Raw genomic sequence first — 19,811 nt, forward strand, 5'->3', positions numbered from 1 at the left:
AACACAATTCAATTTTCACACTCATCGGCAGTTAGGCCACTTGCTCGCACAATAATATCAATAGCAACACCTTCCTTTGCTAGATTTTTTGCAACCTTGATCCTTTCTGTTTTTTTAACTTTTTCCTTGCCACTTTTCATATCTTCAGATAGAGATTTGACTAATGATTCTTGTTCTCCGTACTCATCCATTAAACTCAATAGCTTTTTGCTTTCTCTTGTTTTAGGCAGCAGAACTTTAATATTCACTGATAATTCCCCTGCTATTTCATATAATTTATCAAATGATATTTCAGTATATCCTTTTTCATATTCGTGTATTTCCTTGAGTGTTACACCAACTTTATCCGCCAAATCTTTTTGAGTATACCTTCTTATCAATCTCCATTCTCTTATTCTTTGCCCTACTCTGTAATATATAGAATCAGTGCAGATTTCTCTCTCTGTATTATCATACTCGTAAATAGATAAGCCGGTTGCTTGGGAAATTATGTCAACTGAAACTCCTTCTTTAACTAGATTTTTTGCTACTTCTAATCTTGCCTCCTCTTGATTGATTTTCTCGCTAATATGAACAAACCTGATTAATGAAGGTACTATTTTGCCTAACTTTTGATTCTCGTATATTTTCGTTAGATAGAGTATTTCCTCGTCTTCATAGCTGTCTTCCCTTACTATTACTGGTTCAGGTAATAAATCTACAACGTCAACTGATAATACTCTTGCTATTATATATAGTACTTCAATTGGAATAGGAATATACCCATCTTCATAGCTGTTTACTTCTTGGTATGTTAAACCTATTTGACTTGCTAATCCTATTTGAGTATGCCCTCGCATTAACCTACAATTTTCTATTCTTTGCCCTATTCCGTAACTAACATTGCTTGCAGAAACAAACATTTATCCTCCATTTAAGAAAAAAACTTTATTGCTATAATTTTTTTACGAGCTATCCATCTAAAACCATATCAATAGATAAACCTACCGCTTGCAAAATAGTATCAATAGAAATTCCACCTTTTACTAGATCCTTTGCAACTTTAATCCTTTCTATCTCTCTCACTTTCCCCTCACAAATACGTATCCCTTCAAACAAAGATTTTATTAGTGCATGACGTAGTTCTTGGCTCTCAATTTCTTTGTATTCTTTAATCAAATTCGGTAGCTCATTTTCCACTTTACTACCTTCATCTTCCTCTGTTAGTAGATCTGTAATACTAATCGATAATGTTTCTGCTATCTCATATAATTTTCCCAGTGGAGTAGCTACGCGTCCTTGTTCATAGTTGCTTATTTCGTCACGTGTTGTACTCATTTTCTCCGCTAAATCCTTTTGAGTATACTCTCTCACTAGTCTCCATTCCTTTATCTTTTTGCCTATTTGGTAGTAGATAGAACCAACTTTTTCTTCAACACATTCATCAGCAGACAGACCAATTGTTTTTGCAACAATATCAACAGAAACTCCTGCTTTAACCAGACTCTTTGCAATTTTTATTTTTTCCGATTTTCTACTACTTTTCTCACTAACTTGGACAAATTTGGTTAGCAAACAAAACATCTTACGTAACTCCTGATCGTTAATCTTTTTATATTCTCTTACTAGATTTAATATTTCTTCTTCATCTTCAAGACAGCTTTTTGATACAGGAATAAGATCCGTAATACTGATTGATAGTGCCTCAGTTATAGCATACAACCTTTCAATTGGAACTCTACGATTCCCTTTCTCATATTGCAATATCACCCAGTATTTTACACCAATTTTCTCTGCTAAATCTTTCTGAGTGTACCCTCGCTCTAACCTCCAACTTTTTAATTTTTCTCCCACTTTATAATCTAGACTTCTTTCCACGCAAAGAACCATATATAATATTTTCTACTATAGCTCAAAGGCTCCAGATATAATGGTAAAAAAAACCTCTGGAACCTTAAAGTTGCCTGTAGACGCATTAAAGTTCCCGAAAGGTTTCTTTACTACCTCCACATACCCTATTTACCCATGAAGACGGAGACAATACTTCATCATTGCTAATCTCTTTTATAGCATACTTTTCACTCCATATGCCACATCTAGTGAAATTACCTTTCTCTACTGCTTCTTGAAGTTTTACTCCCCCAAAAAGGCAGTTTTTTCCTATTTCTTCGTCTCTTTTTTGTAACTCAGCCCACATTTCCTTATTTTCTACTCTCACTTGCACCTGATCTGCCTCTTGGTACAACACAATATTTAGCTTACCAATGCTCGTAGGAAATTCTAACATGACAGAGCTGCCATCTGAAATATCGGTATAGTTTCTTATACCTCCCTTCTCACTTTTAACTTCAACTGCATCATTACCAATTTTTAAGATATTACTTCCTAACTTTCTGTTTGCTTCCAGTATTTTGGCTACCTCTACCTTACTATTCCCAGAAAATTCTATATACGATGTTGTATTATCTATCTCAACATCTATTAATTCTCCTTCTTGCACAGCATTTTCGCCAGCTTCCTCTAGCTCTTCTAGTTGCTTATCTATCTGTGGCTGAACTTCTGGCTGTAGCTCATTATAGATTTCACCTATCAGTTTATTCTGCAGTAGAGTATCATGAAACTCTGCACCACTTAGCATTAATTTACGTATTAGCTTTTTACGATCAGCCTTATCAAATTTATGAAAATGTGTGCCCAGTATCACATATTCCGCGAAGCTTGTATCTTTATAATGTAAGGTATTAGAGCTAAAATATCTTATAGGAGAGGGTGAAGCCGTAGCGAAGCTAATGCCAGTAAGGCCGTAGTGGAGATACTGTCTTTATTGTCAACAAGTTATTTAGCTATAAAACAACAAAAAATTTATCTGCATTTTCTATAAATTAGTGTAACTGTGGATAAATACTTTAAGTGTGTGTGGACGTATTTATCCACAGTTATAGGACCATATCTTCTTAATCTTCTGAGAATAGTTTTACAAAGTACAGAGCTCAGTTAAAATCAAAATGATACATATTATAACTCAAAGTACATGTTAAATTACATCCTAAACAGTTGAGCATAAGATCCAAGCTTTTACTGTCAAAATTATCTCACTAAATTACCATTGAATGGTTGATCATTTTTAAGAATACCAAAAAATACATGCATTAGTTTTCTCATTAAAGCAACAATTATAACCTTTGGACATTTTCCTTTACTTGCTAAACGCTGACAAAACTTTTGAAAGTAAGAATTATGATTCTTGACTACTATAGCTGGCATATAAAGAGCTTTGCGAATACGCTCAGATCCTATTTTACATATTCGACTTTTTTTACTTACGGATGATCCTGATTGATAATGTTCTGGGTTTAGACCAGCAAAAGCTGTGAATTGTCTGGCATTATCAAAATTATCAACTGATGGCATTTCTGCAACAACAGCAACAGCTGTAAGATGTCCTACGCCTTTTATAGTCTTGATCTTTTCTGTTATATTTTTTAGATGCAAATGGTTATTAACATGTTCATTAATTTCTTTCTCTAGAGCAGCAGTTTGTGTGTCTATTGTAGCAATGACCTCAAGTATTGCTTGTTTACAATGGGAATCCGTATTTTTATTTTCCAAGCGATTCATCTGTTGTAGCTTGTCATCTTTAAATGCTTGCAAACAACGATAAAGGTCTCTTAAACGCCTAACTTCGGGAGGAGCAGGTTTCCAAAGATTAGGTTTGTTAGCAATACAAAACCTAGCAATCATGGCAGCATCTGACTTATCTGTTTTGTTTCTAAGTAGCTCACTTCTGCCAAAAGCTTTGATTTGGGCTGGGTTTACCACACTTACATTATGCTCCAAGTCATACATAAAATTAACTATATCTTCACTATAACAACCGGTTGCTTCGAGACACAGATGAATAAGTTCTGCTCCATGATGATTGCACAAAGCCACAAGCTTTTCAAAACCATCATGATTATTTTGAAAGACTTTGTACCGTTCTTTGTTGCCTACCAATAAACAAACATCAAATTTCTTTTTAGAAATGTCCACACCTAAAACAGCATTTGCTTGCATAAAATTGCCTCCAAGACTATAAATTAGGTTGAGAGTTTAGACTAACCTTGTAAATACGGGATATAATTCCAAAGATACTGTTCAGTCTTTTAACCCTATTGAGAGGGAGAGCAAAATCTCCACTCTCCATCATTACATGCATTTAGCCTTGCTCCAGCAGCTAGTGCTTCGTCTACAACCTTGTGCAGTTCATTTGGACTTTTTGCTCTTACCACAGCACTCTTAAACCAGCTCAACTTTTCTGCACTTGGCTTTATTTTTTTCAAAGCTGAAGCAAATGGATTTTTATCTTCTTGATCACTTACAGGTTTTGTACCATATATGTAGTCAAGTCCTTTCCCATAGTTGATTTTGTTTTCGCGAACTTCTCTACCAGGGAAAGGTACTACTTCTTTATCTACAAGCTTTTTAGCCTTATTAATTTTGCTTACAAAAGTAGGCTGCTGGCTAGTACGACCAATTCCTACAATAGCATTTAACATCTCACCTTTTGACAATTTATCAAGATCAACGTTTAACTCGTAGATACCTCCTTCCTTATCACCAAAAGGTACGATTATTTTATTACCCATATTACCTCCACTATTAAAAATACTTTTTAAGCGTACAATAAACTTTATTATTATACATTATATTACTCATTATAAATTATAGTGAGTAGATTTGCAAATACTTTCTGCTATAACAATCCGTTTTCTCTAAAGCTAAAATAACCCCCACTTGTAATGATAATATGATCAAATAATCTAACGCTTACAGTACTACATGCTGCTGCTAAGCTCTTTGTTACTTCTTGATCTTCTTCTGAAGGTTCTAAACTTCCCCCAGGGTGGTTGTGTGACATTATTACTAATGTTGCATTCTTTATTAATGCTTTTCTTGTAATTTCCTTTATGTATACTGGTGCTTTTTCCATTTCACCAATATAGGATTCTTCTCCAATTAGTTGACGCCTTTTATTCAAGTACAGTATTTTTACACATTCCCTTTCTGAGTGGCCTATACTTACGTTTAAGTACTCTACTAGCCCTTGTAAGTCCATTATTGGCTCACTTTTGAGCTTTTCTCTCAGTACCCTTTCTAGTGTTTCCTTAACACACATAATCATTGCTACTGCAGAATCAGTTACTCCTTCTATAACTTTCAGGTCATCCATTTCTCTACCTAAAATCCTTCCTACTCCTGCATAAGTATTCACCAGATTTTTAGCAATTTCTTGAGCTTGCGGCCTTTCATGTACTGCACTTAAAAATGTTTCCATTATTTCACGATCAAGTAGTGCTTTGCCTTTGCTTTCTAATATTCTGAATTCTATTTCTTCTTTATTCTTATTATTATTCATATAATTTACCCTTCACTAACAACAAACTTTTTTTTAATATTTACTGCTTTATCAGCATTGGCATAGAGCCATAGCTTCCGAGTGAAGTCAAATCAATTTTTCAATCTTTTTTACTTATTTTTTCATCAAAAAGTAAAGATATTAATAGATACTGATTTTTTATTTTAAATTTGTTGAATTTCGTCTAAAGAGATGCCTACTGTTTTTAAAATAATATTGATAGAAATTCCTTCCTTAACTAAATCCTTTGCAATTTTCATCTTTTCTGCTCTTTTCACTTTCTCTTCGCAAATTTGTATGCTTTCAAACAGAGATTTCATTAGTGCATGACGTAGTTCTTGGCTTTCAATTTTTTTGTATTCTTCAATTAAATTAGGTACCACTTTATCATCTGCATCCTCTGTTAGTTCAAGTAGGTCCATGATATTAATCGATAACGCCTTTGCTATCTCATATAATCTTCCCAGTGGAACAGCAGTTCTTCCTTGTTCATAGTTGCTTATTTCATCACGTGTTGTACTCATTTTCTTTGCTAAATCCTTCTGAGTATATTCCCGCACTAGTTGTATGGTCCCAGAGTGTGATGGTGTGGATTTAGTATAAATAATTCTGGAGACTGTGTCCACTGATAACATATAAATTCATAAGGAGTAAGACCCTTAAGAGTTTTGAGTCTCTTTGCATAATTATAAGCCATAACAAAGTTATAAAGGTGTTCTTTAAGTTGCTGGTGCGATTGATAGTAATACTTCTTAACTGTAGCATCCTTTAAAGTTTTATTCATACGCTCAACTTGCCCATTTGTCCAAGGATGGCTAACTTTTGTCAAACGATGTTCAATAACATTCTCTTCGCAAACTCTATTAAATATGTGTTGGAAAGCATACTTATGACGCTTCTGGTTTGTAAATTGTATACCGTTATCTGTCAAAATAGTATGGATTTTATACGGTAAAATTCTAATCAAATTACGTAAGAACTCAGCAGCTATGGGTTTTGTAGCACTGTTACGCAACTCAACATAGGTAAATTTGGATGTCCTATCAATAGCAACAAACAAATGTAATTTGCCCTCCTCAGTTCTAACTTCAGCAATATCAATATGAAAGTAACCGATAGGATATTGTTTGAATTTCTTTTTTGACTTAACTTCTCCATCAACAGTTGGTAATCTGCTAATGTTGTGTCTTTGTAAACAACGATGCAAGCTAGAGCGAGTCAAATGCGGAATTGTAGACTGCAGAGCGTAAAGGCAATCATCTAGTGGCAGTAGTGTATACTTGCGAAATGTAACTATTATAGCTTCCTCTTCTAGCGTTAAAACAGTCGATCTTGGACGCTTTGGACCCATATCAGCATCTTTCGTAAATGAACGTTTTCTCCACTTAATAATAGTTTTTGGATTAAGGTTATAATGCTTGGAGAGTTTTGCTATGCTCTCTTTTCTATTTTGTATTGCTCTACGAATCGTCTGTGTTGTTTTGGCGCACCCATGTAATATTTGTCCCATAACTCCTCCTTTGATGGTATTTTTTTCTCATATTTTATCATACCATCACACTCTGGGACTGTACAACTAGTCTCCATTCTTTTATCTTCTTTCCTATTTTGCAGTATATAGAACCTATTTTTTCTTCAACACATTCATCAGCAGAGAGGCCAATTGCTTGTGAAACAATATCAACAGAAATCCCTGCTTTAACCAGGCCCTTTGCAATTTTTACTTTCTCTGCTTTTTTACTACTTTTCTCACCAACTCGGGTAAATTTTGTTAGCAAGTAAAACACCTTGCGCAACTCTTGATCATTAATCGTTTTATATTTTCTTACTAGATTTAATATTTCCTCTCCCTTATCTTCAAAACAGATTTTTTCATTTGATACAGGAATAAGATCCGTAATATTAATTGATAACACCTTTGCTATAGCGCACAACTTTTCAATCGAAATTTTTCGTGTTCCTTTTTCATATTGTAGTACTATTTGATATGTTACGCCGATTTTTCCCGCTAAATCTTTTTGAGTATAGCCTCGCTTTAACCTCCAGCTCCTTACTTTTTGTGCTATCTGATACCTTATAGAGATATTTGCCATAAATATTATACAGTTTAATACTACCAAATAAAGATATACAAAAGGGATGCTTCTTTCTATGTTTGAATTTTAGTTGAATATTTCTTCACAATTGTGTATAATTACTAATGCTTTTTAGGTTAATTCGTCATGGCTCTTTCGAAATTTCTTGATCCCAAAAATGACTTGAGCTTTAAAAAGATCTTTGGCTCTGAAAAGAATAAAAATATCTTAATTCACTTCCTCAACGATATCTTAGGTTTTTCTACTTCTGATCAAATAATGGAAATTGAATTCCTTAGTACCATTATGGATCCTGAAATTGCCTCTGACAAACAAAGCATTGTTGATGTTCTTTGCAAAGACTCTATTGGTAATAGATTTGTTATCGAAATGCAACTCGCTCGTGATAAAGGCTTTGAGAAACGTGCTCAACTTTATGCTGCTAAAGCTTACTCTCGGCAATTAGATAAATCTGGTAATTACATTCATCTTCAGAAAGTCTTCTTTATTGCTATTTCCAATTGTAACCTTCTGCCTGAAGAAGTTGACTATATTTCTACTCATAATATACGCGATATCAAAACCAATGGGCATTACTTGAAAGATTTACAATTTGTCTTTATTGAGTTGCCTAAATTTACAAAAAATAAGGTAGAGCAATTAGAGAATACTACAGAGAGATGGTGTTTCTTTTTTAAATACGCAGAAGATACAACTGAAGAAGATCTAAAAAAGATAGCAGCAGAAGCTCCGATAATAAAGCTAGCATATGATGAATTAGACAGGTTTCGCTGGAATGAAAAGGATTTGATCGCATATGAAGAAAGAATATTGAGCGTGCAGAAAGAAAACGCTATCCTTGCTCAAAAACTCGATGATGCTAAACATGAAGGAATCCAAATTGGAGAAGAGAAAGGCAGGAAAGAAGGCATCCAAATCGGCCATGAAAAAGGTAAAATTGAAGGTAAAATTGAAGTTGCAAAAAATTCACTCAAGGCCGATGTCCCTATAGATGTTATAGCTCAAATTACCGGTCTCTCTCATTCTGAAATTTTACAACTCAGGGAAAAAACATAAATACTACAACTTATTCACTTCAACATTTATGAAAATCTTCTTTAAGTTAGATATATTCCCTAATTAAGAATCTAATGAACTGTCTAAAATAGCTATAAGGATTGCACATAGAATTATATAAATTACTATCATAACGTTACTCAAACTTCTATATCAAAGCTACGTGCTGTAAGTTCAATATGGAAAACACATTAACCACTTAGTATTTAATGTCTACTTCATCCATTTTAGTATTAGGACCATCAAACTTGCTACTGGTTTCCCTAATTATTTTGGCTAATTTTGCTACCTTCACTTTAAAATTTTCACTACTTGGCATTTTATAGCTGCACCTCTTATATTATAACCTACCTATTGATATTACCTCCAAGCTTGGTTACTCCTATCTCAGAAAGACAAGTTGATACTTCTGAATGGCTGTGAACTGAAGCATTACTTAAATAACTTTGAGGCTCTAAACTTATCTGCTGTTTTTTTGTACCATCAACTTCTAATCTACCATCTCTGTTGTGTAATATCTGCTCTATTGATTGATTTAGCAGACCCTTATTAAATTGAGCTATAAACTTTTCAAATTTCTTCGGACTTAATTTACCAGCTTCTTTACCAGAACATGCTTTCTCTACATATGAGTTGAAAATCCCCGAAATCTCATCAAATTTACCACTCATGATTTTTCCTGTAACTTCTTTCTGTATTTCCACAAAATCAATATTTAATCGATGCATTGACACACCACTTTTTAATCCAGCTTGCTCTACTACTTTCTCAAATCCCTTTGTAATATTGAGTGTATATTCCTGTGCCTCTAGTGGAGATATAGACTGATCTATTGTAGAAATATACTTTTGACCTGTAACCCTTCTAATCAATAAGTCAAATAAAGTTATTGTACCATTAAAGTCAACCTGTGATAGATAGTGATCTCCCATTTCTAATATTGTATTTCTATCCTTAGGCTTAAATTTAACAGGTGCTTGCCTTTCACACATTCGTTTTAGATTTGCATTTACATAATCGACGTTGTCTCGAAAGAAACCTCCATTTTCTTGTCTTTTATCTGTACCATCAGATGGTAGTGTGGTACCTGTGAAACTACTATTACTTATCGACGCTTTGGCAAATTGCCCATCAACTTGTGATAATGAACTTGCAGTCCCCTCAGATTTAGAACTCAATAATCTACCTACAGAGCTTTTCACCCGACTAAATAAATCATTTATCCATGAAGATGGTTTTGCGCCACTGCTTGTTGCTATCTGAGGTTGGTCTATAGCAAGGGGTTTGCGTGATAAGTTATGAGAATTGTGATCTCCATGGTGATGACGGCGTTTGCGTTCTCCTCTTCCTCCCCTGAGCTTTTTTTCTAAGTATTCCACAATATTATTGTGCCCCTTGTCTTTCGCAATATCTAGCGGTGTTTTACCGTAATTACCTTTAGCACCAAGATTAGCATGAGCATCGACAAGAACTTTTACTATATCAGGACTGTTGGTATCAGCACCATAATGTAAAGGTGTCCAATTGTCTTTGTCTTCAGCGTTAACATTTGCACCACGATTAAGAAGTAATTTGACTACATCTATCCTGTAGTTTTCAACCGCTCCATGCAATGGAGTTGCTTGATATTCTCCGTTTTTAGCTTCAATATTAGCACCGTTATCAAGAAGGAGTTTAACTAGGTTTAAATCACCGATTTCAGCAGCTGAATACAGTAGTGTATTACCGTTCTTGTCATTGGTATCAATGTTAGCACCCTGAGCAATAAGACCTTTAGCTTCATTAAAACCACCGCTTTCCACAATAGTCAACAATTTTCTATCTAATTGTACTTGCTTCAAAATTCCTGCTATATCTAGGTAACCTTTTCGAGTAGCCAAATCTAAAGATGTTTGGTTATAAATATCTCTAACTTCAATATCAGCACCTCTGCCAAGAAGGAGTTCGACTGTATTTAATTTGTTTCCTTGTATAGCTACATGCAATGGTGTCCAACCATTATTGGTTATATTATTAATACCGCTAATATCCTTGTCTAAAAGAAACTTAACTATTTCAAGACTACTACTGTACTGGGCAGCTACATGTAATGGTGTATTACCATACACATCTTTAGCATTAATATTAGCATTGTTATTGAAGAGAAACTCAACTACACTAAGTTTATCACGAGAAGCAGCAAAGTGTAAAAGCGTCCAACCGTACATGTCTTTAGCATTAATATTAGCCTTCTGATTAATAAGATCTTTAACTTCATTAAGACCTGCATCTTGCACTGCAGCTAACAATTTTTTATCTAATTCCGTTTGCTTTAGAAACTCTGCTACATTTGTGTCATTCTCTTGAGCAGCTAAGTCTAAAGGTGTTTTACTATCCTTATCTTTAACACTGATATCAGCTCCTTTGTTGACTCCTGCAACAATGTTGCAATAAACTTTGGTCCGCTTTTCCACTGTGTGTGAAAGAGTCTGGCAGCTCTTTTACTCGAAACACGATATGCACGTCTTCATGGTTAATCTCAATTCGCTTAACTAATGTTCTAATGATATCACGTCTAGTTAGCCAATCTGCGTTATCAAGACTTGAGTTAACGCTAGAAGAAAACTCTTCTAAAGTAGTCACCACTAGAGTTAAGTCTTGTTCAAGTCTTTTTTGATCAAATATCTTTTTCTTTTGCTCTCCGATCATTTGTAAGGTTTGTTTCATTGCTTTAATTCTTGGTTTAAACTCTTCTTCATTGATGTATCCTTGAGTATAGCCATCAATAAGCCTTGCAATGCCACAGTTTAATTGATCTTCTTTTTTCTCAAGAAAGTCACTTTTTTGATCTAATGGTGATTTTTTAATCTCTGAAAGTCTACGCTTGTATTCTTCTAATATCCGAGTAGGATTTTTCAATAGGTATTTTACCTCTTCCCATACAGCCACGTCTAATACATCTGTACGAATCATTCTATTATTACACATTTTATTGCCACCAAAGTGACCTCGCTCCGTACCAGTACAACGATAATATGTTCGACGAGCGCTAGAGCAAGTGCTAATACCATGATATCCATAATGACAAAGCTGACATACTGTTAAACCTTGCAACAAGTAATTTGCTCCCATTCGTCTTCTCCTAGCTATTCTTTTATTTTCAGTTAGCTGTTCTTGAACTATATCAAATAAATCTTCGTTTATAATATTAGGTACAGGAATATAAATCCAATTTTCTTTATCAGTACGAAAAGTAGAATAATTGTCTTTCGGTTGCTCACAAGAGCGTTTCTGTGGTCTTACGTGTTTTAATTTTACTCCTAGCTTTTTTTTACCGAATGCTGCTTGTCCTTTATAAGCAGGATTTTGTAATAGACGACAGACTACACTCCTATCCCAATACCTTTTTCCTGTTCGTGTTACGATGGACATAGCTCTTAATCTATGACATACTTCTCCAATGCTTACTCTTCCCCTTCCCACCCAAAAAAACATTTTACGAATGACTTCAGCTTCCTCTTCATTAATTTCAAAAAAGGCTTGTCCTCCTCCTATATGCTTATTTATATAACGATAGCCATAAGGAGCTCCACTCATTACATTTATACTGCCTTTATTGGCTGCGTGAATCTTGCCTCTACGACTTCGTTCCATAATTTTTGCACGTTCATATTCTGCTATCATACCCTGTATTTGTAATAGTAATTGAGATTCTGGATTATCGTCAATTTGACAATTCAAGAAAACTGTTTCTACACCCAATTTCTTAAATTCATCAACTAATAACATTTGATGTACATATTTGCGAGCCAAACGATCAGGAGAATGAATATAAACCTTATTAATATTACCTTCTGCTATTTGATCTCTTAATTTTTCTAAACTAGGACGTATTATATCAGAGCCACTATAACCATTATCAATAAATTTATATTCACTTAGTAATTTATGTCCATCAGCACTAATCTTATTCTCTATAGCAGTAATTTGGCTTGCTATTGTATCTCCTTGCACTTGTTTTCCTGAAGAAACTCTCGCGTACAGACTAACAGTTATCATTGCTCCCCCTTAAATTGATTCTATTGTTACATTCAAAAATTTTCTCCTTTTGGCTCCCATTTACTTGTTTATTTAATGCTAGTTTTTTATATGCATCTAATAAGTACAATTCTGCTAACCGATTAGGTTCATAACTATAGCTAACACGAACAGTCAGTTTCTTTTTTCCCATGAGCTTTCCTTGAAAATATATAAATATGTTCATATATCACTCATCGAAACAGATGGTCAGTTGATCGTTGGTTCTATAAGTGAAAACAACTCCTCGTTCTTTGAGTAGAAGCTGCCGGGAAATTATTTTTTTTAGTTTTATGTTTGTTGCAACATTGTTGCAGGGGTATTCACAAGAAATTTTACCACATCTAAAGCATTGTAATATACAGCATAGTGTAGAGGTGTCCAATCACTACTGTCTTTAGTATTAATCATAGTTTCTTTATCTGAAAGAAATTGAAATATATCATTAAATAGACTCATATTACCATTGTAAACGGCATAGTGCACGGTAGTCCAGCTTGTTGAGAATTTATCTTTATCTGCAACGTCATCTTGATTTCTTTCAGCAGTTTTATCAAGGAAAAGATTAACTATATCCCACTTGCCATTTTTAGCAGCATATTGTAGCGGTGTATAACCGAACTTATCTTTTTCATTTATGAGAGACTTTAATCTTTCTCTTTGGCGAACTGCTTTTACTAGTTCATCAGGTTCTGAATACAAATTATCTTCAAAATTCATACTTTCAATTTTACCTATAAGAAACCTAATAGAACGCAATTTGCCTTCTTGAGCAGCAACATGAAAAAGTGTTTGGCCATCGTTATTTTTAGCTTCAATGTTAGCTTCGCACCCAGCCTTCTTTTGGCAAATCTCTGAAGCTTTATTAATCAGACCTTGTATTTCTGCTATATCAGACAAACTAAACCTGTCTAATCTCCGGATTATTATTGGTTCTAACCCTAAATCGAATTCCAATGTAGAAATCCTATAAGACTCAGAATTATTCCAATTTTTTACATTGATTACATGGTTAGATACTTCGTCGGAAAACACCAAATCTGTATTACTACTGGAAACCCTAATCTGATCTGGAGTAATATCTTTTAATATCACTACTCCTATGCGTTCTTCATCTTGCCCCACCGAAGTTAAAGTGCCATCTTGATTATGTGTGATACTGATAGACTTAGTGAAATCTATAACATATTCTTTTATAATTTTTTCATAATCATTCTTAAGTTTATCTTGATAGTCCATTATTCCATCAACCTCTTGCTGTAAACCTAAATATGGAAAAAAATTACCATTGTTCCACAGAAGAAAATTAACATCTCTCCATTTACTTTGGTCATTATAAAAATCTTCTACTCTAATAATAAAAGGAATCTCACCTTCTCTTGTTAATAAGAGATCATCTTCATCTTTATATTTCTCGATATCTTCAAGATTAGAATCAATCACTAAATGATCACCTTCAAAATCCTTAGGCAACAAAAACATATTCTGAGTCTGTGTGGCATGGAAAAAGGGAGATAATTTGCCACTTTCTACGGAAGAGCCAGCACATGACATTGATTGTACATAAGGAATAAAGGTTTCTCCTTTACTGTTCATAACCATAAGGTGCCTATAGCTGTTACCCTTAAGATAATTTCTTACTTGAACATGAGTATTACTATAGTTTAAATGCAAGTTACACTGTTGAATTGAAAACTCCTCAGGAACTTCTGGCATAACCAACATATCTAATTTTTTATCACCTGAGTTATTATCAATAATAATCTCTCTTTTCTCTGTGTTGCTATCAATAACATACATATCACTTCCATTTCCACCTCTAGCAAACATACTCCTTTGGTCAAAATTTATTATATCTTCTCCTGAAGAACCAAATACCATATGTTGGAATGCGCTATTGCTTTGTAGTTTTGCTCTAACAACACCAAAGACTTTATAGTCCTTATTATTAATGAGTATTTCCTTGTAATGATTTTCTGCAGCATCAAAGCTATCAAGAGAATGTTCTGTATGTAACTCGAACGAGTTAATTTTTGTAATGGATGATTCTAGTTTCTCAATTTTAGGAATAATATTACTACCATTTTTATCTATCAGCATAAAATTAGGTTGATTACTGCCTTGCTTAATATAATTTTTAATATCAAGGGTATATTGATTACCTTGACCCAGCCCTATTTTTAAAGATAAAGTATTATTAGTCGAGAAATAAGATATTTCATCACAATCATCTAGCAGATTAGTTTCCGGAAAGATTACAGTTCCCGTTCCTTTTACATCAATTTCTGAATATAAATCTTTAGCCTCGTAATCTGTGGTTTTTATATAAAAGGTATAATCATTTTCTGCACCTGTAACTTTAGTGTATGGCGCAATAGCTACTTTTTTACAATTATCAACTGTATCCTTCTCATTTTTGCTCAAACCTCCACCACTATTTATAAAGACGTCACGATTATCGTTTCTAGTAAGGCGCCTAGAATTATATGTACATAAAACATTATCTGTCTTATTTTGCCTTCCAATATAGCTATACCTGAAAGCATCGACATTGCTATCAACATAATCATTGATCAATCGATGAAGATTTGTTGTTAACCTTAAAAGACCGGGAGCGTTAGGTCTAAAACGATAGTCAATTTTTGCTTGTACAAAGTCGTATTCTGTTGATTGACTTAGGTCAAGTATATTAGTAGCATTACTTCCACCAATAATTTTACCCGAAAAACCTCCAGGTTTCACAAGAATAAATTTGTTAACAGTATTATTACCACCAGTTATTCCTGTGTTTCCTCTAAAAATCAAGAAGTAGTTATTTAATGTATTACTTCCAACAATGGTACCTTCATCTATGCTTTCTAAATTATAAAGAATTATTGTACCATTTTGCATTCTTCTTCTATCAGCAATAACCATTGTATTTTCACAGTGATGCACAGCTGTTGGAACTGATTTTTTAATACCTTTTTCATAAATTTCGCTAGTGACTTGTGGTAAGCAAATCATCGTAGCATTTTGAATTGGGTCAGGTATAACACGTGAAAGGTTTGTTGTATCAGCATCTGTTCTATTCATTAGAATCTTTCCATACCCTGCATGAAGAGATGGCGTGTCGCTATCCACCCCAAAACCAACTCCATAGGCAACTACATCATTAGGGCTATCACTTAAAGCTTTCCAGGCTCTTTTAGCTTGACTATTAACCATATTATTTCTGGCTGCAAGGTGTTCCAGATCATATGGCATAGATGAAAGTAAAAGCGTATGCAAAAAGATATCGAAATTCTCACCATGAGTTGTATCATACTTCTTTTCATACTCTATAATATTGCTAATACCACTATAAACTCCATGAGTTACCATGAGTCCAAATCCAACTCCAATACCAACTCCAGGCAGACTAGCTGCTGTAAGAGCAACACCAGAAACAAATGACACACCAGAAAAGGCTATAGAAGCTATATTATCTCTTATCTCCTTTTCTCCACATGGATTATTACTATCTTCTCTATTTTTACAGTCTACAAGGTTATTTGCTGATATGCCTATATCAATAATATCAAATATACCAGCTATAGCTCCTGCCGTGCCTTTCGCTATTTTACTTCCAAATTTTACTCCTGCAACTTGAACAACAAATTTTGTCTGCTTACCTAAAGTACCCGGTATAATCCTTCCTACAACTTTTTCAGCTGATGTTACAACTTTTGGAGCAATTTTAACCATTACATTCTCAATTGGTTGAGACGCAAAAGACCATCCTATTCCACCTAGATTTAATCCACAATCCGTTGCTGTTCCATCCTTGCAAGATACAATAGCACCATGAATTCCTCTTATTAATTGTATTCCACCTGCAGCATTCATTAATCTGCTTTTTAATTTCGGGTTTTTTGTTAAATCACTGTTTTGCTGTAAAACGTCACCATATAAATCCTTGATACGCTCATTCTGAATATAGCGCTCATACCCTTGGTCTCCAATCACCTTATCAACTAAATATTTATAGTCACCCTCAATATTTTTGTTTCCAATAAACTCTATTAGCTGAGCATTTTTCCCTTCATCTTGACTGCTTTTAACATAAGTTAGGAACTTTTCACTATCAATTATAACCTTACCTACATTATTTTTATCTACCCTTCCTTTACTAAACTTTTCCACATCATCCTTTGAAAATAAACATTTAATACTTCTCTTCTTTCTATTGCTTTGCTTTGCACAGCCATTAAGATTTAACTTATTCAAAGATTGTGTTGCTTCACCAGTAGGCAGCATATGAACTGAACTATGAACTACTTCAACAGGAATAAATCCTTCCTTGGTTGTCCTACTTGTTAAAATAAGTTTATTCGGATTATTAGATCCTTTATCGAAAACAACACCGATAAATTTTACCTCATCACCATCTGTAAGTGTTTTATAGGTAACACCTTCTTTGTACTCTTCATTTATTTGATCATTTGCTTCCCTCAATAAAGCTTGAGCCCCTTTACCCTGCCTTGATGCCTTAAGTTCTAACCCTATTGGAGTGTACTCCTCAGCATTTCCACCTTGAGCCACAAACTTAATACCATGAACTAGCATGTCAATACGTTCCCCTCTACCAGTTTGAAACTCAGTTAAAACTAATGCTCTAGTTTCTGGTGATTCCTGTAATTTTAAGTCACTATAATAACTAAACACTCCATTCAATATTCCCTGGAAATGAGCTTCTTTATTAACGAGACTCTTAAAAGGAAAGATTCCTTCTCCAATTTTTTCTAATAATCTACTATATCCTCTTATTGATAAGGATTGGATATCTAGTGCTTTATCAAATGTTTCTTTTAACTCATTAGGATAAGTAACTTCTTTAAAAGTACCTTGAAATCTATTATCTCCGTTGTTGTACTCTTGTAAAGAATTGTATTTTTCAGCCCAAATAGTAAGATATCTTTTAAAATCTGACTTGTATCTAGTATCAAAATTAAGACTTAATTCGATTATTTCCCTATTCCCTATTTCTCTATTTAATCTATCAAGAGGAAGAACTTCATTCAGCCCGTTCAAAACATCTTTTCTGTTAGCTTCAACAATATTCATCACATAAACCAACTTCTCTGTATTTTCTGGGATGAGCACCATTGTTACAACTGCATGGCTTGCATCAAGGTTAGCTGACAGTCTTTCTCTGGCTCTTTGAGCTGCCGGACGTCCAAGCCTACGAAGATTAGGATGCACTTCAGTAGGTATATTGTCTCCATAGATAAAAATATACTTTTTTAAACTTGTTCCTGAATCTTCACTTAATAATAATGATTGCCCTAGTAAAAACCTACTAAAATAATGATTATCTCCCTTCTCTGATGTACCAGGAAACGTATGATAAATACGTTCCATATTATCTTTTATCTGTTCTTTTAATTCTCTTTTACCAATCTCTTGCGTATCCCAATCATCAGAGGATTTTAACATATCTTGAAAAAGAGGAATTATTTCTTCTCCACGATTTGATACTTTAATATCAGAGATAGGAGACGGATTATCAAGGTTGACACCAACATATAAAATGTTATCTGCAGTAGTTAAAACTCGCTGAACATTTGGTTGGAAACCTTGTGCATACCTTTCTGCTTGCTGCAAAGCCTTATCTGGAGTAGCATTAGAACCTGCTCCCGCTTTTAATTCAATAATAATGGGAATAGAATCCAATGCACGATCAGGACCACGAGCCAGCAAGATAATATCTGCATAACCCCTTCCTGCAAATTGCTCTGGGTAAACTCTAAGATTATACCTATAGTGGAAATTCATGAAAACGCCTACCATAAATCCATGATGTGCTGCTTCACGTGCACTATTATCATAGACTACTGATCCTACATACTCAGAATGAACGTTATTAATTTTTTCAAGAACTTTTTTTAAAGACCTGCTAACTGTTTGCGCATCAGAATCAGATAGCTTCGCTATATCACCTTCCGGATTATTCCATATTCCTTTTTCTATTTCATAAAATTCCTTGCTAGTAGCAGAATCAAGTATCTCTTTAGCTTCCATATTAACAAAAATATCACCCTTTCCTTTATAGATCTGTACTAATCTAGATTTTATTCTATCTTGAATTTCATTCTTAATATTTAGGATCTCATTCTCAACATCCCGATCTCTAATCTTACTCCTATCTATATTCTTTCTTAATATGTTCTCCAACTCATTAACAGTAAACTGATGGCCACGCTTACCTTCTGAAATGGAAAATAAATCTATATTATTAATAGCATCTTCAGCATTTCCAATTTGACCATTTTTAACAATAGCTACTTTTAAAGTTTTTGAAGTATCAAAACTAAAATAAATCTTTTTAATATTTAACTTTTCTGCAATTTTTATATCTGGCAAAGTAGAAAAGCTCCCTAGGAAGAAGTGTGTAAAAAATCCTGCTTTTTCTACAGAGTGTAAATAAGATGGAATCTGATCCACAAATGACTGAAATCTCGGTTCAAAAGATTTAAAATCCTCATCTTGCTGGCTTATACCAACTTCTTTACTTGCTTCCTCTATCAATAACTGTATTAACTCAAAGTCTTGTGGTCTTACTTTACCCATGACTCTTTTTAAGCCTTTTGCAAGCTCTTTATCATTATCAATAATATTCCTTTCAAGACCAAAATTATAATGGTTTCGTTTACCTGGTGCACCAACATGAAATAACTGTATTTGAGTATTTCCATTACCATATTGAGTTTCAACCTCACCAGAAACACTAATCGTTGCGCTAAGCATTCCACTCATTGCTCTTATTTCAGGTTCACCTCCCCAAGTATCAGGGTTCCTCATGTTTTCCAAGTAACGCTCAAAATCACCTTCAACAAAATCTCTGAACTCATTTCTATAAGAACTTATGTGATCAACTACTCGATTACGAAATACGTTTCTTACTAAATTTGCAAATGTATCATCATAATTCGCAGCACCTAAATTCCGAACCAAACCTCTAATATGATCTAAATTTTGGGTTACAGTTCCATCATTTCCAAATAGTACTTCATACCTTTGTCGAAATAAAGCATCGTCGTTTCTGACGGGTATTAAGTAAGCCATAGTAACAGACCAAAATAAGCAACTACCGTCTCCTGGAACATCGATTCTCTTAACCTGACTTCCACTTTCGGAATCAACATCAGATCTACGATAACGCTTAAGTTGATAAAATTCTTTAGCTTGCTCTATATATTGTATTT

General features: G+C 34.1%; 10 protein-coding genes and 4 pseudogenes. 1 reads left to right on the forward strand and 13 read right to left on the reverse strand.

The annotated features are described in order from the left end of the window. Positions 1-8 precede the first annotated feature (8 nt). From ABWU38_RS07885 to ABWU38_RS07925, 9 genes and pseudogenes are all read right to left on the reverse strand, one after another. The gene (locus ABWU38_RS07885; RefSeq protein ID WP_141456913.1) at positions 9-902 is read right to left on the reverse strand and encodes a helix-turn-helix domain-containing protein; all 894 of its coding nucleotides are present in this window, start codon (positions 900-902) and stop codon (positions 9-11) included. A 49-nt stretch (positions 903-951) separates the two neighbouring features. Beyond that, entirely contained in the window at positions 952-1,869 is a 918-nt protein-coding gene (locus ABWU38_RS07890; RefSeq protein WP_141456911.1) for a helix-turn-helix domain-containing protein, read from the reverse strand. Between the two features lie 85 nt (positions 1,870-1,954). Next, a pseudogene (locus tag ABWU38_RS07895) lies at positions 1,955-2,701 on the reverse strand (hypothetical protein); the annotation flags it as partial. Positions 2,702-3,066: 365 nt separating this feature from the next. After that, on the reverse strand, positions 3,067-4,035 hold the full coding sequence (locus tag ABWU38_RS07900) for a transposase (protein ID WP_353272799.1): 969 nt from the start codon (positions 4,033-4,035) through the stop codon (positions 3,067-3,069). 113 nt (positions 4,036-4,148) lie between these two features. Further along, positions 4,149-4,607, reverse strand: a pseudogene (locus tag ABWU38_RS07905) (hypothetical protein); the annotation flags it as partial. A 107-nt stretch (positions 4,608-4,714) separates the two neighbouring features. Further along, complete coding sequence (locus ABWU38_RS07910; RefSeq protein WP_230609182.1) at positions 4,715-5,377, reverse strand: RadC family protein; 663 nt, start codon at positions 5,375-5,377, stop codon at positions 4,715-4,717. 164 nt (positions 5,378-5,541) lie between these two features. Continuing rightward, positions 5,542-5,943 (reverse strand): annotated as a pseudogene (locus ABWU38_RS07915) (helix-turn-helix domain-containing protein); the annotation flags it as partial. Continuing rightward, positions 5,937-6,887, reverse strand: a complete 951-nt coding sequence (locus ABWU38_RS07920; RefSeq protein ID WP_353272270.1) for an IS481 family transposase — start codon at positions 6,885-6,887, stop codon at positions 5,937-5,939. The pseudogene ABWU38_RS07915 and the gene ABWU38_RS07920, both read right to left, overlap by 7 nt. Positions 6,888-6,951: 64 nt before the next feature. After that, positions 6,952-7,470: pseudogene (locus ABWU38_RS07925) on the reverse strand (helix-turn-helix domain-containing protein); the annotation flags it as partial. Between the two features lie 129 nt (positions 7,471-7,599). Between ABWU38_RS07925 and ABWU38_RS07930 the strand changes: the two are divergent. Further along, positions 7,600-8,529 (forward strand): Rpn family recombination-promoting nuclease/putative transposase, encoded by a 930-nt coding sequence (locus ABWU38_RS07930; protein WP_262986565.1) that lies wholly within the window; start codon positions 7,600-7,602, stop codon positions 8,527-8,529. Between the two features lie 347 nt (positions 8,530-8,876). Here the strand turns inward: ABWU38_RS07930 and ABWU38_RS07935 are convergent, their stop codons facing one another. From ABWU38_RS07935 to ABWU38_RS07950, 4 genes are all read right to left on the reverse strand, one after another. Further along, positions 8,877-10,982 (reverse strand): ankyrin repeat domain-containing protein, encoded by a 2,106-nt coding sequence (locus ABWU38_RS07935; protein ID WP_353272800.1) that lies wholly within the window; start codon positions 10,980-10,982, stop codon positions 8,877-8,879. Next, positions 10,924-12,567, reverse strand: coding sequence for a recombinase family protein (locus ABWU38_RS07940; protein WP_353272801.1), 1,644 nt, complete (start codon positions 12,565-12,567; stop codon positions 10,924-10,926). Before ABWU38_RS07940 ends, ABWU38_RS07935 begins: the two co-directional genes overlap by 59 nt. Further along, positions 12,554-12,772: a hypothetical protein gene (locus ABWU38_RS07945; protein ID WP_341819653.1), complete on the reverse strand. Its 219-nt coding sequence runs from the start codon at positions 12,770-12,772 to the stop codon at positions 12,554-12,556. Before ABWU38_RS07945 ends, ABWU38_RS07940 begins: the two co-directional genes overlap by 14 nt. 104 nt (positions 12,773-12,876) lie before the next feature. After that, positions 12,877-19,671, reverse strand: coding sequence for an ankyrin repeat domain-containing protein (locus ABWU38_RS07950; protein WP_353272802.1), 6,795 nt, complete (start codon positions 19,669-19,671; stop codon positions 12,877-12,879). Positions 19,672-19,811: the final 140 nt, after the last annotated feature.

It is taken from the genome of Wolbachia endosymbiont (group A) of Urophora cardui (assembly GCF_964028435.1).
Taxonomy (GTDB): Bacteria; Pseudomonadota; Alphaproteobacteria; order Rickettsiales; family Anaplasmataceae; genus Wolbachia.